Origin of the sequence: Streptomyces thermocarboxydus (genome assembly GCF_024760485.1) — a bacterium.
Lineage (GTDB): Bacteria > Actinomycetota > Actinomycetes > Streptomycetales > Streptomycetaceae > Streptomyces > Streptomyces cellulosae.
Map to the genome: position 1 here is coordinate 494,145 of NZ_CP058273.1, position 13,611 is coordinate 507,755.

Consider the following 13,611-nt stretch of genomic DNA (forward strand, 5'->3'; position numbering starts at 1 on the left):
CGGGGGACCCGGACACCATGGTGCGAATCGGGTACACGATGATGACCGAGCAGGCCGGGCCGCGGGAGCTGGTGGAGCACGTGGTGCGCGCCGAGGAGGCGGGATTCGACTTCTCGGTGACCTCGGACCACTACTTCCCGTGGCTGGAGGAGCAGGGTCACTCGCCGTACGCGTGGAGCGTGCTGGGCGCGGCCGCGCAGGCCACGTCGCGGATTCCGCTGATGACGTACGTGACGTGTCCGACGAAGCGGTACCACCCGGCGGTGGTGGCGCAGAAGGCGGCGACCATGCAGCTGCTGTCGGGCGGCCGGTTCCGGCTGGGGCTGGGGTCCGGCGAGAACCTCAACGAGCACGTGGTGGGCGGCGGCTGGCCGCCGGTGGACGTGCGCCACGAGATGTTCGAGGAAGCGGTGGAGATCATCCGGGCGCTGTTCGAGGGCGGGCATGTGAACTACCGGGGCGAGCACTTCGACGTGGAGTCGGCCAAGCTGTGGGACCTGCCGGACCAGCCGCCGCCGATCGGGATCGCGGTCTCGGGCAAGCGGTCGTGCGCCCTCGCGGGGCACCACGCCGACCTGCTGATCGCCACCGAGCCGAAGCCGGAGCTGCTGGAGATGTTCGACGAGCACGGCGGCCAGGGCAAGCCCCGCGTGGGTCAGCTGCCGGTGTGCTACGACCCCGACCGGAACGCGGCGGTGGAGCGGGCGCACGCCCAGTTCCGCTGGTTCGGCAACGGCTGGAAGGTGAACGCCGAACTCCCCCACCCGGACTCCTTCGCGTCGGCGACCCAGTTCGTACGGCCCGACGACGTCGCCGCGTCCATCCCCTGCGGCAACGACCCGGACGACTTCGTCGAGGCGGTCCGCCCGTACGCGGAGGCCGGGTTCACGGAGATCGCCCTGGTGCAGGTCGGCGGCGAGTCGCAGCCGGCGTACCTGGACTGGTCGGAGAAGACGCTGCTGCCGGCGCTGCGGAAGGCGCTCGGCTGACCCTCCGTGCGTGAGGTGTGACGGATTCACCCGGGAGGCGGAGCATCTTGCCGGGATCCGGGGTACTAGAGGGCTCTACGTCGGTACGTCCCGGAGGCACCTCGTGAACTCGTTCGTGCACAAGACCCTGGTCGTGGAGCTCCAGGCGGGCGACACGGAGCGCTTTCCCGTGCTCGCCCACCTGAGCTACGACCCGTCGGACCCGTTCGCCGTCACGGTCGTCTTCACCCTCGACGGCCGGGTGCTGGCGCGCTGGCAGCTGGACCGGGAGATGGTCACCGAAGGGCTGAGCCGCCCGGTCGGCATCGGCGACGTACGGCTGAACCCGCAGGCCCGCGGTGTGGGACGGGAGCTGCGGATGGAGTTCCTGGGCGAGGCGCGAGCCGACGGCGGCCGGCACCACGCGGTGGTGTTCGCCTGGGCGGAGGCCGTCGGGGAGTTCCTGACGGAGACCCACCGGATGGTGCCGCCGGGGTGCGAGGAGGTCCGGGTGGACGACTTCCTCGCGGACGTCTTCGCCAACAGCTGAGCTCTCGTGAGCCTTTGCGCGCGTCAGCGTGTGGTGTGGCGGTAGCGGGCCCAGATCGGCAGCCCGAACCAGCACAGCAGGTACCAGAACACCACCCCGGCCACCAGGTACGGCACATAGTCGTCGTGGGTGGCCACCCGCAGGATGAGCAGCAGCGACGAGCTGGTGGTGACCAGCAGCAGCGCGAGGCCCAGCAGGGTGAGCCGGGAGGCCCACCGCACCGCCTGCGGTTTGATGAGCCGTCCGCTGACGAGCCGGTGCAGCGACACCGGGCCGATCAGCGCCCCGGTCGCGCAGGCGCCCAGCACCACCGTGACGATGTAGATGGTCTTGTCGGTGCCGGACAGGTCCTCGTACGTCGGGGTGAACACCACCGTCAGCAGGAAGCCGAACAGGATCTGCACGCCCATCTGGGCCACGCGGACCTCCTGGATGAGCTCGGTCCACATCCGGTCCGCCCGCTCCTCCTCGGTCTCGTTCCGCCCCCGGCGCCTGCTACCGCCCTGCTCCGCGTCCGGCACGGTCCCTCCTTCGATCGGGTCTTCCCTGTCGGTTTCCCCGCTTCCCCCGAAAAGACAGCCTCCTCGCGCCGCCTGTTTGGCGGGCCGGGGCACGGTTACACGGTCGGCGACACGACCAGGCCGGACGAAAGTGGGACATATGTCGGACACCCAGCTCACCGTGACACTCAGCGGCGGGAACGCCGACGACGCCCGGGCGGTCGTCGGAGCGCTGGAAGGCACGTTCGGGCCGCCCGACGAGCGGCCCTCGGACACGGACGCGACGGTCCGCATGGCGACGTTCGGCGGCGAGGGCGAGGGCACGGGTGCGGGACAGGACGGAGTCCGGCCCCTGTCGGAGCCGGTGACCGTCACCGTGCAGGGCACCCCGGAGGCGGTGCGCCGGGCGAGCGACGCGCTGTCGCGGGTGTTCACGGCCCGCGACGAGGGCGCCGCCGCCGGCGACCAGGAGCAGGAGCGTCAGCTCGTGCTGGAGTCCTGACGCGCCTTGACTGCTACCAGCGGCTCTCCACCTGCTCGCGGATCCGCCGGTCGTAGAGGTCGGCGATCGCGGTGAGGGTGGCGTCGGACAGCTCCGGCAGCCGGGCGGCGGCCGCGTTGGCGCGGGCCTGCTCGGGCGAGCGGGCGCCGGGGATGACGGTGGTGACGCCGGGCTGCCGCACGATCCAGCGCAGCGCGAGCTGGGCGGGGGTGTAGCCCTCGGGGGCCAGAGCGGAGAACTCGGCGGCGGCCTCGACGCCGGTCGCCCAGTCCACGCCGGAGAAGGTCTCGCCCTGGTCGAAGGCCTCGCCGTGCCGGTTGAAGGTGCGGTGGTCGTTCTCCGGGAAGACGGTGTCCTTGGTGTACTTGCCGGTCAGCAGGCCGGAGGCGAGCGGGACACGGGCGATGACGCCGACGCCGGCCTCGCGCGCGGCGGGGAGCACCTCGCGCAGCGGCTTCATGCGGAACGGGTTGAGGATGATCTGCACGCTGGCCACGCCCGGCCGGGCGATCGCGGTGAGCGCCTCGGCGCAGGTCTCCACGCTCACGCCGTAGGCGGCGATCCGCTCCTCCTCGACGAGGGTGTCGAGGGCGTCGAAGACCTCGTCGGTGGAGTAGACGGGGGTGGGCGGGCAGTGCAGCTGCACCAGGTCGATGCGGTCGACGCCCAGGTTGCGCCGCGAGCGGTCGTTCCAGGCGCGGAAGTTGTCCAGGACGTAGTTCTCGGGGATCTGGTCGACGCGGCGGCCCATCTTGGTGGCGATCAGCACATGCAGGTCGGGCCGTCCGCTCAGGAACGAGGCGATGGTCTGCTCGCTGCGTCCGTCGCCGTAGACGTCGGCGGTGTCGAAGAAGGTGACGCCGGACTCCGCGGCGGCCTCCAGCACCGCGAGGGCTTCCTTGTCGTCGACGTCGCCCCAGTCGGCGCCGAGCTGCCATGTGCCGAGGCCGATCACGGAGGCGTGCTGACCCGACCTGTCGAAAGTGCGCTCTTCCATGCCGGTCAGTCTGTCACCCGTCCCGGCCGGGCGTCCGGTGGCTCCCCGCCCGGCCGGACGGCTCAGGCGCCGACGGCCGTCCTGCACTCCGGGTGGCCCCAGCCCTTGTCGTTCTTCGCGATGGGCTCGCCGGCCGCGTACGACCGTCCGCAGGGGCAGCGGCCGGGGAACTTCGCCTTGATGGTGCGGGCCGAACCCCCGGACTGGCGGGCGGACTTGGCGCCGCCCGAGGCGCGGCGGGAGGAACCGCCCGAGGACGGGCGCGGGACGGACGGCGGCGGCTCGGGCGAGCCCTGCGCGCTGCCCGCGTCCTGCTGGGCGGAGGCCGCCTGGCTGGCGGCGCGGTCGGCGAAGTCGTTGAGCCGGTCGCCGTCGACCTGGTGGGCGGGCACGTGGCGGAACTCGACGGAGCGGTCCTGGAGCAGGCCGTCGATGCGGACGACGAGCTCCTGGTTGGCGACGGGCTTCCCGGCGGCGGTGCGCCAGCCGTTGCGCTTCCAGCCGGGCAGCCAGGTGGTGACGGCCTTCATGGCGTACTGCGAGTCCATCCGCACCTCGAGCGGCACGCCGGGGTCGGTGGCCGCGAGGAGCCGCTCCAGGGCGGTGAGTTCGGCGACGTTGTTGGTGGCGGTGCCGAGGGCGCCGGCCTCCCAGCGGTCCGGGGTCCCGGAGCCGTCCGCGATCACCCAGGCCCAGCCGGCGGGTCCGGGGTTTCCCTTCGAGGCCCCGTCGCAGGCGGCCACCACACGTTCACGCATGCGACCGATCATGCCATGGCCGGGCGGGTGTCCCGGTTCCGCTCAGCCGACGGGGGCGGTGCCCGGCATCTCGCCCTTGGTGGTGGTGAGGTCGATGACCGAGAAGTTGGCGCCCTGCGGGTCGCTGACCGCCGCGAACCGGCCGAACGGCGAGTCCATCGGCCCGAACCGCAGCACCCCGCCGCGTTCGGTCGCCCGGGCCACGGCCGCGTCGCAGTCGTCGACGGCGAAGTACACGTTGACGTACGGCGGCACCTCGGGCGGGAAGTCGTCGGTCATCCGCATCCGGCCGAGGACGGGGCGCTCCCCCAGCTTGTGGACACGGAAGTCCATCTCGCCCTCGAGCTGCTCGGAGCGGTAAGGGAAGACGGCCGGGAAGAACGCGTCGGACTTCTCCGGCTCCCGGGTGAAGGCCTCCGCCCAGGCGTACGCGCCCGGGGTCTCCGTCGCCTGGAAGCCCTCGTGGGTGCCGGACTGCCACACCCCGAAGACGGCCCCGCCGGGGTCGCGGGCGAGACACATCGTGCCGAAGTCGGCGACCTGCATCGGCTCCATGAGCAGCTCACCGCCGTTCTCGCGGATGCGGGCCGCGGTGGCGGAGGCGTCCTCGGCGGCGAGGTAGAGGCACCACTGCGTGGTGCCCGACTGGCCCGGCATGGGCGGCACGACGGCGGCGACCGCCTTGCCGTCGACGTACGCCTGTGTGTAGCCGCCGTACTCGGGCGCAGTCTCGCCGAACGTCCAGCCGAGGACGTGACCGTAGAAGTCCTTGGCCGCGTCGAGGTCGTCGAACACGGCGTCGGCCCAGCAGGGGGTTCCTTCGGGTGGTGCGGCCATGGCTGCGGCCCTCCGCGTCACGGGTGGTCGGTCGTCCTCTCACGCTAGCCACGCCCGGGCGGACCCGCGCGCGGGACGGGCCCTGGGGCTGGGGCCTTTCGTTCGGATCAGCCTGGCCGTAAGGCGGCGCGGTGCGTCTTCGCCGACCCGAGCGGGGTCTGGTGCGTGCAGCTGCAAGGCGGAGGAGGGCGTCAACGCGATGGGGGTCCCTCCCGCGCGAGCGAAACCGAGCGTGGGGAGTTGGCAACCGACGACGACGCCGCTGGGGGCGCCCCCACGCCCGTTCAGGGCAGTGGGGAAGTGCGTGCCTGACCCCGCGACGCCGGGATGATCCAAACGAAAGGCCGCTCTCCCCCCGCTCCGGGCGGGTGCAGCAGGTGACGCCGATGCCCGCGAGGTCGGCCAGTTCTTCCCTCCGGCAGCCGGGGTCCCTGCGCCGCCCGAAGGACGGCAGACCGGTCTCCTCGGGTGTGAGCGCCGCACGCCGGCGACGGCTACGCCTGGCTTCCCGTCCACTTCAGGCCCCTCGACGTGTCCGGCTGAGGGCGTGGGGCGGGGGCCGCAGCTGCCGGGGTCCACGGCCACGCCCCTCGCCGGCCTCACGCCTCGCCCGCGTACGCCCTCTCCAGCTCCGCGAGGTCCAGCTTGCCCATCGTCATCATGGACTTCAGCGCGCGGTCGGCCTTCTCGCGGTCCGGGTCGCTGATCATCTGCGTGAGCCGCTTGGCGTTGACCTGCCAGGAGACGCCGTAGCGGTCCTTGAGCCAGCCGCACGGCCCGTGCTCGCCGCCGCCCTCGACCAGCTTCTCCCAGTAGTGGTCGATCTCCGCCTGGTCGTCGCAGTCGAGCTGGAAGGAGATCGCCTCGTTGAAGGTGAACTCCGGTCCGCCGTTGAGGGCGACGAACCTCTGGCCGTTGGCCGTGAACTCCACGGTGAGGACGGAGCCCTCCTCGCCCGGGGTCGCGCCGGTGTTGCGGACCACCTCGCCGAGCTTGGAGTTGTCGAAGACGGAGACGTAGAACTGCGCCGCCTCCTCGGCCTGGCCGTCGAACCAGAGGCAGGTGGTGAATCCGTCGGTGTCCATGAGTACCTCCCGAGTGGGGCGTCCCTCGTGGGAACGCGGTCACCGGTGCAGACCGGCCGGGGCGGCGGAACTCATCGGTGGTCCCCGGGACCGCTCTGCCGTGGGCGAATCTGCCGCGGGCAGAGATTCCCCCGGCGGCGGGTCCGGCGCGCCGACAGTGGACGCACACGGCCGTCCGGCCGTGCTCCGACCAGTGATCCACGGGAGCGTCCATGTCACCACTCACCGCCGGCCCGCGGCCGGCCCTGCCCCGGGCGGAGGACGGCGACACCCCGCCGACCCGCTTCGACGACCACCTCGCGGCCCAGTTGCTCGCCCAGCGGATCGTGGTGCTCGGCACCCAGGTCGACGAGGTGTCCGCGAACCGGGTGTGCGCGCAGCTGCTGCTCCTGTCCGCGGAGGACCCGCGCACCGACATCAGCCTGTACATCAACAGCCCCGGCGGCTCGGTGCACGCCGGGCTCGCCATCTACGACACGATGCGGCTGATCCCCAACGACGTCGCCACCCTGGCCATGGGATTCGCGGCCAGTATGGGGCAGTTCCTGCTGTGCGTCGGCACGCCCGGCAAGCGCTACGCCCTGCCGAACGCGCGGATCATGATGCACCAGCCGTCGGGCGGCATCGGCGGGACCGCCGCCGACATCGAGATCCAGGCGGAGAACCTGGAGTTCACCAAGCGGACCATCGAGCGGATCACCGCCGAGCACACCGGCCAGACCCCGGAGACCGTCTCGCGGGACGGCGACCGGGACCGCTGGTTCACGGCCGAGCAGGCCCGCGCGTACGGAATGGTCGACCAGGTGCTGGACTCGCTGGACGACGTCCGTCCGGCGGCCACGAAACCGAGGATGGGGCTGCGCTGATGGGGACGTACACGATTCCGAACGTCGTCGAGCGCACCGCGCGCGGCGAGCGGTCCTACGACGTGTTCAGCAGGCTGCTGGCCGAGCGGATCGTCTTCCTGGGCACGGAGATCGACGACGGCGTGGCCAACGTGGTCGTCGCGCAGCTGCTGCACCTGGAGTCGGAGGCGCCGGAGAGCGAGATCGCGGTGTACCTCAACTCCCCCGGCGGCTCGTACACCTCGCTCATGGCGATCTACGACACCATGACGTTCGTACGGGCCCCGATCTCCACGTTCTGCGTGGGGCAGGCGGCATCCACGGCGGCGGTGCTGCTGGCCGGCGGGGATCCGGGGCGGCGGTTCGTGCTGGAGCACGCGCGGGTGCTGCTCGGCCAGCCGGCCTCCGGCGGAATGCAGGGGACGGCGTCGGACCTGGCGCTGCGCGCGAAGGAGATGACGCGGATCCGGGCGCAGGTCGAGGAGGTGCTGGCCCGGCACACGCACCACGACGTGGCGACCCTGCGGGCGGACATGGACCGCGACAAGGTGTTCACCGCGCAGGAGGCCGTGGCGTACGGCCTGGCCGACGAGGTGCTGACCCGGCGGCCCGCCCTGGTGTGAGCGGGCGCCGGACCGTGGGGCGCGTGCCGCTCAGGCGGCCAGGCAGAGCCCGTCGTGCGCGGAGGTGTTCCGGACGGAGTTGCCCCGCAGGGCGCGGGTGGGGACGGCGGAGCGGCGCGAGGTGACCCGGACCAGCTCGGCGTGGGTACGGGCGAGCAGGTCGCCGAGGCCCAGGCCGAGCGCTCCGGCGGCGGCCGCGAGGACCTCCGAGGAGGCCTCCTTGCGGCCGCGCTCCACCTCCGAGAGATAGGGCATGGAGATCCGCGCCGCGTCGGCGACGTCCTTGAGGGTGCGCTCCTGGGCCTGCCGCTCCTTGCGCAGCACGTCCCCGACGAGGTGCCGCCACAGCGGCTCTCTGGGCGTGGCGGCGGGCGGGTCCTGCGGGCCCGAGGGGGCCGGGCCGGGTCGCAGGGGGATGACGCGGGCTTGGTCCGCGGCGTCGGTCGACGCTTTGTGCGGGGCTTTGTGCGGGGCTTTGTGCGGGGCTTTGTGCGGCGCGAGATCGGTCACATCCCCAGCCTAGGAATCCCGCTCCCGCGGGCAAGGGAGCGGGATTCCGCCCTGAGTGAAGCCCTGAGCGGCGCGAAAAAACGGACGAACTTCCTCCGCCCTGATGGTGCCGCGTCGCACCGTCGGCCGTACCATCCGACGACAGGCGTGACGGCCGGTGCGCACCGCGTCTCCTCCGAGCGGTCCGCGCTTTCCGGCACGGCGAAAACCGACCGGCATAGGTCCGCGGAACCGGGGTATTCGGGTGCTCCAGTCTCGTGGCAGCCATGACGTTCGTGGGGAGAGGGCAATGAGGACCGCCGTGATCCGATCGCAGGAGCGGACCGCCGACGGGCGCACCGGGACCGGTACCGAGGGCGAGGATCTTCACGACCCCGCCGATCCGCGCGCCGTCACCCCCCGCGACGCCCGGGAGCTCTCCCGGCAGTTCTTCCGCCGTCTCGCGGAGCTGGAGGAAGGCACCCGCGAGTACCAGTACGCACGCAACACCCTCATCGAGATGAACATGTCCCTCGTGCGCTTCGCGGCCGGGCGGTTCCGCGGCCGGGGCGACGACATGGACGACGTCGTGCAGACCGGCATGATCGGCCTGATCAAGGCCATCGACCGGTTCGAGCTGTCGCGCGAGGTCGAGTTCACCTCCTTCGCGCTGCCGTACATCGTCGGTGAGATCAAGCGCTTCTTCCGTGACACCACCTGGGCCGTGCACGTGCCGCGGCGGCTGCAGGAGCTGCGCGTGGAGCTGGCCAGGGCCCGCGAGGAGCTGTCGAGCCGGCTGGACCGCGAGCCCACCGTCGCCGAGCTGGCGACCCTGATGAACATCAGCGAGCAGCAGGTCGTCGAGGGGCAGATCGCCGCCAACGGCTACAACTCCTCCTCCCTGGACGCCGCCCTCACCGGCGACGGCCCCGAGCACGGGGAGGCCGTCCTCGCCGACTTCATCGGCGTCGAGGAGGAGCGGCTGGCCCTGGTGGAGGACTTCCACACGCTGGCCCCCCTGATGGCGGAGCTGAGCGACCGGGACCGCGAGATCCTGCACATGCGGTTCGTGGAGGAGATCACGCAGGCGGAGATCGGCGAGCGGCTGGGGTGCTCGCAGATGCATGTGTCGCGGCTGATCAAGCGGATCATCGCGCGGCTGCGGGCGGGGATGCTCGGGGAGCTGGGCTGCGCCTGACCGTGCCCACGGCACGCCGAAGGCGCCCCTGACGGGGTTCAGGGGCGCTGCAGTAGAAACTGATGTTTTTGTTCAGCCGCCGGTGAGGTCGATCACCGCGCGGACGCGTTTGCCCACGGGTACGCGCTCCACGCCGACGTCCCGCGCGATCGCGCGCACGATCTCGAGGCCGTGACGTCCGATCCGCTCCGGGTCGCGTGGGAACACACGGGGCAGGGTGCCGTTGCTGTCGTAGACGGCCACCGTGAGGGTGGTGTCCGTGCCCTCGAGCTCCAGGATGTACGGCCCGTCGCTGTGCCGGTCGGCGTTGGTGACCAGCTCGCTCACCACCAGCAGTACGGCTCCTTCCGCCTTGACGCCGATCGCGGCGCACCACTCGGTCCTCAGCTGATCGAGGAACTGCGCCGCGAAATGCCGCGACTCGGCGATGCAGCCCGGCTCGCCGGTGAAGTGTGCCGCCCGCCGCAGCGGTTCCACGGGCACGTCGAAACCAGTCGGTATCACTACCCCGTCCAAGCGATAGGTCATGCGTTTCCCTCTGCGACGCCGGGTCGGCCGGACGATCCGCACCGGTCCTGGTACCCCGAGTCTGGCGGGGCAGTCCCACTGATCGGGATTCGGCTTCCCCGTGGGGGGTGGGGGTATGCCTGCCGGGGCGCGCGGGCCCCTTTCAGCGCCCGCGCCGGAAACGCCCCTCGGGGCGCGAGGAACGGCGCGACCAGCCCCGCAGGTACCGTCTGCGCCCTGAAGGGGCGCGGGGAACTGCGCGACCAGCCCCCGCCGACCCGCACCCGGCGACGAACAGCCCCCGCCACCCCGGCGACCGTCGGGCGTGTCGCGCTACTCCCCGCTGACGAGGTGCCGCCTGCGCCCACCCGTGCCGCCCCAAGCGGCACGACTGCCCGCAGCCCGTGCACCCTGAAAGGGGCGCGGGGAACCGCGCGACCAGCCACGCACGGCCCGCACCCGGCGACGAACAGCCCCGCCACCCCGGCGACCGTCGAGCGTGTCGCGCTACCCGCCGCTGACGAGGAACCGCCTCCGCCCTGAAAGGGGCGCGGGGAACTGCGCGACCAGCCACGGACCGCCCGCACCCGCCGGAGGCGACCGCGCGGACGGACCCCGTCGGCGGGCGCCCCACGCCCCCGCTGCTTAGCGTGCCCTCGTGAGCGCACACTCCCCTTCCCCTCCCCGCTCCCCCCTCCACGGCTGGATCCCCGCCCTGGCCGCAGTGGTCGCCTCGCTCGCCGCCATGGCCGTCGTGGCCGCGCTGGGGATCTGGGCGGCCGGCGCCGCCGACCTCCCGGAGGGCGCCTTCGGGCCGGTGCTCGCCGCCGTCATGGTCCTCGCCGTCGGCGGCACGGTACGGCTCGAAGGGGACGCCGGCGGCCTGGCCGGCACCGAGGGCGGCCTGACGGTGATCCCCCTGACCGTCACCCTCACCGGCGCCCTCCTCCTCGGCTGGTTCTTCCTCCGTCCGCTCAACCGCCGCACGGTGGTGGGCGCCCCCGCACTCGCGGGATGGGCGGCACGCATCGCCGTCCTGTGGCTGCTCGCCGTCCTCGGTCTGGCCCTGGCCGCCCGCCGCACGTTCGAGGTGTCCCTGGGGGACGACCTCCTCGGCGACCTGGGCGAACTCTTCGGGGTGAAACCGACGGTCGGCTTCGCCGCCGATGTACTGCCGACCGTACTGATCGGCCTGGTCTGGCTCGCGGGCGTACTGGTCGTGGCGATCCTGGTGTCACACGGCGCGCCCCTGCCGCCCGAGCTCATGCGGTTCCAGGCGGGCGCGCGCCCCGCCGCACGCGCGGCGCTGGGGCTGCTGCTCGCCGCCGTGGCCGTGGCGCTCGTCGTCGCGCTCGTCGTGGCCGCCACGAAAGGACACACCGCCGAGACGTTCGCCGTGATCCTGCTGGGGCTGCCCAACGTGGCCTGGCTGGGGCTGACCGTGGGGCTGGGGGCGACCTGGGAGGGCAGGGTGGAGGGGCCGTTCGGGCTGCCCATGCCGCAGGTGCTGGACGAGGTGTTGCGCACCCCGGACGTCTCGGAGCTGAACCTGGGCACGCTCGTCGACCACGACGGCGGCCGCTGGTGGTGGCTGCTGGTGGGCGCCGCGGTGCTGGTCGTGGCCGCGGCCTGCTTCATGGCGGCGACCTCTCCCTCCCGGGTGCCGCCCTGGCAGCACGCTCTGCGGCTGGCGGTGGCGCTGGCCCTGACGGTGCTGATGATCGGGCCGACGGCCCGGATCTCCGCGCGGATCGGTCTGTCGGTGCTCGGCATCGGCGACCTGGGCGAGGGCCTGACCGGGCAGGTGCTGCTGGAGCCACAACTCTGGGGCGCACTGGGCCTGGCCCTGCTGTGGGGCCTGGTCGCGGGCTTCGCGGGCGCGTGGGCCGTCAAGGGCCTGCGGCGGCGGGGGCGCTGAAGGGAGGGCGGGCTGTCTCAGGCGACCGGAACGCCGAGACCCCGCGCGGCCCGCTGCATCCGCAGGGCGTCGACGGACTCGGCGAGGAGTTCGTACTCGGTGGTGTCGTCGCCGGTGGCGACCCGCACCATGCGTCCGGCGGCGAGCGCCTCGGCCACCTCCTCCTGCCGGTCGGTGTCGCCGCACCAGGTGCGCAGCACGGTGGGCACGTCGGTCACGTCGTCGGCGACGGGGACGAGCGCGCCCGGGGGTAAGTGCGCGGACTCGGGCTGCGGGTCGAGGCGCTCGGCGATCCACAGGGCGCGGTCGCGCAGCCACCACAGGGCGAGTGCGAGGGTCGGCGCCCGGTAGGTGCCCAGCGGCACGCCGATGCGGCGGCCGTCACAGATCCCGTACGCCGTCACGTGGCACAGGAATTCGTCGTGCACGTTCCCTCCCCCGCTGCGTGCTCGCCCGCCGGTTCCGGGCCGGCTGCCCGCTCCGTGGCTCGCGTGCTGTGCGTGAGGGCGCCGTCGCTCGGTGTGAAGCGCTCTCGTTGTCGAGTATGTTCACCGCTGAAACACTGTCACCATGTGTTTCCGGCCAGTCTCCTGGCATATGCACGCGGCTTCCTGGCCGAAACGGCACGGGTGGGCGCATCGTCCGAGGTGGCCGGCCCTCCGTCACACGAACGCACCGGCCGCCGCCCCCGGGACGGGGACGACGGCCGGTGACCGAATGCCGTTACTACTGCTTGCCTACTACTGCTTGACGATCGCGTCGATCCGCGCCAGTTCCTCCGCCGAGAAGTCGAGGTTGCGGGTGGCGGCCACGCTGTCCTCCAGCTGCTGCGGGCTGCTCGCACCGACCAGGGCGGAGGTGAGGCGTCCGCCGCGCAGCACCCAGGACAGGGCCATCTGCGCCAGGCTCTGCCCGCGCTCGGAGGCGATGTCGGCGAGCGCGCGCAGCCGGCCCACCAGTTCCTCGGTGAGGGCGTCGGTGTTGAGGAACGGGCTGTCGCCGGCGGCGCGCGAGTCCTCGGGGATGCCGTCCAGATAGCGGGAGGTCAGCAGGCCCTGCTCCAGCGGGGAGTAGGCGATGGAGCCGACCTGGAGCTCGTCGAGGGCGTCCATCAGTCCCTCGTCCTCCGGGCGCCGGTCGAGCATGGAGTAGCGCGGCTGGTTGATCAGCAGCGGGGTGCCCAGCTCACCCAGGATGCGGGCGGCCTCACGGGTCTGCTCGGCGTTGTAGTTGGAGACGCCGACGTAGAGCGCCTTGCCCTGCTGCACCGCCGTGTGCAGGGCGCCCATCGTCTCCTCGAGCGGGGTGTCCGGGTCGAAGCGGTGCGAGTAGAAGATGTCGACGTGGTCCAGGCCCATGCGGCTGAGGCTCTGGTCCAGCGAGGACAGCAGGTACTTGCGCGAACCCCATTCGCCGTACGGGCCCGGCCACATCAGGTAGCCCGCCTTGGTGGAGATCACCAGCTCGTCCCGGTACCCCGCGAAGTCGGTCTTCAGGGCCTCGCCCAGGGCGGACTCGGCGGCGCCGGGCGGCGGGCCGTAGTTGTTGGCGAGGTCGAAGTGGGTGACGCCCAGGTCGAAGGCGCGCCGCAGGATGGCCCGCTGGGTCTCGGCCGGTCGGTCGGGACCGAAGTTGTGCCACAGGCCGAGCGAGAGCGCGGGGAGCTTCAGGCCGCTGCGTCCGGTGCGCCGGTAGGGCATGTCCGCGTAACGGTCGGGGTGTGCGGTGTACAACGCGACTCCAGAGGGGTTGGCACACGTCATGACATTCGTCGTGGCGGTTCGTCGGACCGCCCGTCCACTCTGTCGTGACCTGCGGGGAGTGGTCCAACAGA

Annotated in this window: 16 protein-coding genes; 7 read left to right on the forward strand and 9 right to left on the reverse strand. The window is 72.3% G+C overall.

What is annotated here, in order from left to right:
• Positions 1-17: 17 nt before the first annotated feature.
• On the forward strand, positions 18-989 hold the full coding sequence (locus tag AY578_RS02240) for an LLM class F420-dependent oxidoreductase (protein WP_019526770.1): 972 nt from the start codon (positions 18-20) through the stop codon (positions 987-989).
• Positions 990-1,092: 103 nt separating this feature from the next.
• Positions 1,093-1,518 (forward strand): SsgA family sporulation/cell division regulator, encoded by a 426-nt coding sequence (locus tag AY578_RS02245; protein WP_019526771.1) that lies wholly within the window; start codon positions 1,093-1,095, stop codon positions 1,516-1,518.
• A gap of 23 nt (positions 1,519-1,541) precedes the next feature.
• Here AY578_RS02245 and AY578_RS02250 read toward each other — a convergent pair whose 3' ends face one another.
• A complete protein-coding gene (locus tag AY578_RS02250) occupies positions 1,542-2,039 on the reverse strand; it encodes a DUF6328 family protein (RefSeq protein ID WP_136237244.1) in 498 nt (165 codons plus the stop codon).
• 139 nt (positions 2,040-2,178) lie between these two features.
• Between AY578_RS02250 and AY578_RS02255 the strand changes: the two genes are divergently transcribed.
• The gene (locus tag AY578_RS02255) at positions 2,179-2,520 is read left to right on the forward strand and encodes a hypothetical protein (RefSeq protein ID WP_028960291.1); all 342 of its coding nucleotides are present in this window, start codon (positions 2,179-2,181) and stop codon (positions 2,518-2,520) included.
• Between the two features lie 13 nt (positions 2,521-2,533).
• On the opposite strand, the gene AY578_RS02260 is transcribed toward AY578_RS02255, so the two are convergent.
• The 4 genes from AY578_RS02260 to AY578_RS02280 all read right to left on the reverse strand — a co-directional run bounded on the left by AY578_RS02260 (position 2,534) and on the right by AY578_RS02280 (position 6,197).
• Complete coding sequence (locus tag AY578_RS02260; protein ID WP_026244116.1) at positions 2,534-3,517, reverse strand: aldo/keto reductase; 984 nt, start codon at positions 3,515-3,517, stop codon at positions 2,534-2,536.
• A 62-nt stretch (positions 3,518-3,579) separates the two neighbouring features.
• The gene (locus AY578_RS02265) at positions 3,580-4,287 is read right to left on the reverse strand and encodes a ribonuclease H family protein (RefSeq protein ID WP_258901889.1); all 708 of its coding nucleotides are present in this window, start codon (positions 4,285-4,287) and stop codon (positions 3,580-3,582) included.
• Between the two features lie 30 nt (positions 4,288-4,317).
• The gene (locus AY578_RS02270) at positions 4,318-5,112 is read right to left on the reverse strand and encodes a VOC family protein (protein WP_258901890.1); all 795 of its coding nucleotides are present in this window, start codon (positions 5,110-5,112) and stop codon (positions 4,318-4,320) included.
• 599 nt (positions 5,113-5,711) lie between these two features.
• Positions 5,712-6,197, reverse strand: coding sequence for a VOC family protein (locus AY578_RS02280; RefSeq protein WP_019526777.1), 486 nt, complete (start codon positions 6,195-6,197; stop codon positions 5,712-5,714).
• A 212-nt stretch (positions 6,198-6,409) separates the two neighbouring features.
• Here AY578_RS02280 and AY578_RS02285 point away from each other — a divergent pair, with 212 nt between their 5' ends.
• Together AY578_RS02285 and AY578_RS02290 are read left to right on the forward strand one after the other, a co-directional pair.
• Positions 6,410-7,063 (forward strand): ATP-dependent Clp protease proteolytic subunit, encoded by a 654-nt coding sequence (locus AY578_RS02285; protein ID WP_161108566.1) that lies wholly within the window; start codon positions 6,410-6,412, stop codon positions 7,061-7,063.
• Positions 7,063-7,665 carry a ClpP family protease gene (locus AY578_RS02290; RefSeq protein WP_019526779.1) on the forward strand — a complete coding sequence of 201 codons (603 nt, stop codon included), beginning with the start codon at positions 7,063-7,065 and terminating at the stop codon, positions 7,663-7,665. The genes AY578_RS02285 and AY578_RS02290 overlap by 1 nt, the downstream gene beginning before the upstream one ends.
• Positions 7,666-7,695: 30 nt before the next feature.
• Here the strand turns inward: AY578_RS02290 and AY578_RS02295 are convergent, their stop codons facing one another.
• Complete coding sequence (locus AY578_RS02295; protein ID WP_026244117.1) at positions 7,696-8,082, reverse strand: helix-turn-helix domain-containing protein; 387 nt, start codon at positions 8,080-8,082, stop codon at positions 7,696-7,698.
• A gap of 382 nt (positions 8,083-8,464) precedes the next feature.
• Here AY578_RS02295 and AY578_RS02300 point away from each other — a divergent pair, with 382 nt between their 5' ends.
• Positions 8,465-9,352: a SigB/SigF/SigG family RNA polymerase sigma factor gene (locus tag AY578_RS02300; RefSeq protein ID WP_019526781.1), complete on the forward strand. Its 888-nt coding sequence runs from the start codon at positions 8,465-8,467 to the stop codon at positions 9,350-9,352.
• Between the two features lie 72 nt (positions 9,353-9,424).
• On the opposite strand, the gene AY578_RS02305 is transcribed toward AY578_RS02300, so the two are convergent.
• Positions 9,425-9,880: an ATP-binding protein gene (locus tag AY578_RS02305; protein ID WP_028960293.1), complete on the reverse strand. Its 456-nt coding sequence runs from the start codon at positions 9,878-9,880 to the stop codon at positions 9,425-9,427.
• A 637-nt stretch (positions 9,881-10,517) separates the two neighbouring features.
• Here AY578_RS02305 and AY578_RS02310 point away from each other — a divergent pair.
• Positions 10,518-11,777: a streptophobe family protein gene (locus tag AY578_RS02310; RefSeq protein ID WP_078504661.1), complete on the forward strand. Its 1,260-nt coding sequence runs from the start codon at positions 10,518-10,520 to the stop codon at positions 11,775-11,777.
• A gap of 17 nt (positions 11,778-11,794) precedes the next feature.
• Here AY578_RS02310 and AY578_RS02315 read toward each other — a convergent pair whose 3' ends face one another.
• Positions 11,795-12,205: a hypothetical protein gene (locus tag AY578_RS02315; protein ID WP_136237251.1), complete on the reverse strand. Its 411-nt coding sequence runs from the start codon at positions 12,203-12,205 to the stop codon at positions 11,795-11,797.
• A 312-nt stretch (positions 12,206-12,517) separates the two neighbouring features.
• Positions 12,518-13,510, reverse strand: a complete 993-nt coding sequence (mgrA, locus tag AY578_RS02320) for an L-glyceraldehyde 3-phosphate reductase (protein WP_019526785.1) — start codon at positions 13,508-13,510, stop codon at positions 12,518-12,520.
• Between the last annotated feature and the right edge of the window lie 101 nt (positions 13,511-13,611).

Excerpts from the sequence above, each read along its gene's own strand:
- AY578_RS02285 (WP_161108566.1), top strand. The coding sequence starts at position 6,410 with ATGTCACCACTCACCGCCGGCCCGCGGCCGGCCCTGCCCCGGGCGGAG.
- AY578_RS02280 (WP_019526777.1), bottom strand. The coding sequence starts at position 6,197 with ATGGACACCGACGGATTCACCACCTGCCTCTGGTTCGACGGCCAGGCC.
- AY578_RS02255 (WP_028960291.1), top strand. The coding sequence starts at position 2,179 with ATGTCGGACACCCAGCTCACCGTGACACTCAGCGGCGGGAACGCCGAC.
- AY578_RS02265 (WP_258901889.1), bottom strand. The coding sequence starts at position 4,287 with ATGATCGGTCGCATGCGTGAACGTGTGGTGGCCGCCTGCGACGGGGCC.
- AY578_RS02270 (WP_258901890.1), bottom strand. The coding sequence starts at position 5,112 with ATGGCCGCACCACCCGAAGGAACCCCCTGCTGGGCCGACGCCGTGTTC.
- AY578_RS02290 (WP_019526779.1), top strand. The coding sequence starts at position 7,063 with ATGGGGACGTACACGATTCCGAACGTCGTCGAGCGCACCGCGCGCGGC.
- AY578_RS02240 (WP_019526770.1), top strand. The coding sequence starts at position 18 with ATGGTGCGAATCGGGTACACGATGATGACCGAGCAGGCCGGGCCGCGG.
- AY578_RS02300 (WP_019526781.1), top strand. The coding sequence starts at position 8,465 with ATGAGGACCGCCGTGATCCGATCGCAGGAGCGGACCGCCGACGGGCGC.
- AY578_RS02305 (WP_028960293.1), bottom strand. The coding sequence starts at position 9,880 with ATGACCTATCGCTTGGACGGGGTAGTGATACCGACTGGTTTCGACGTG.
- AY578_RS02260 (WP_026244116.1), bottom strand. The coding sequence starts at position 3,517 with ATGGAAGAGCGCACTTTCGACAGGTCGGGTCAGCACGCCTCCGTGATC.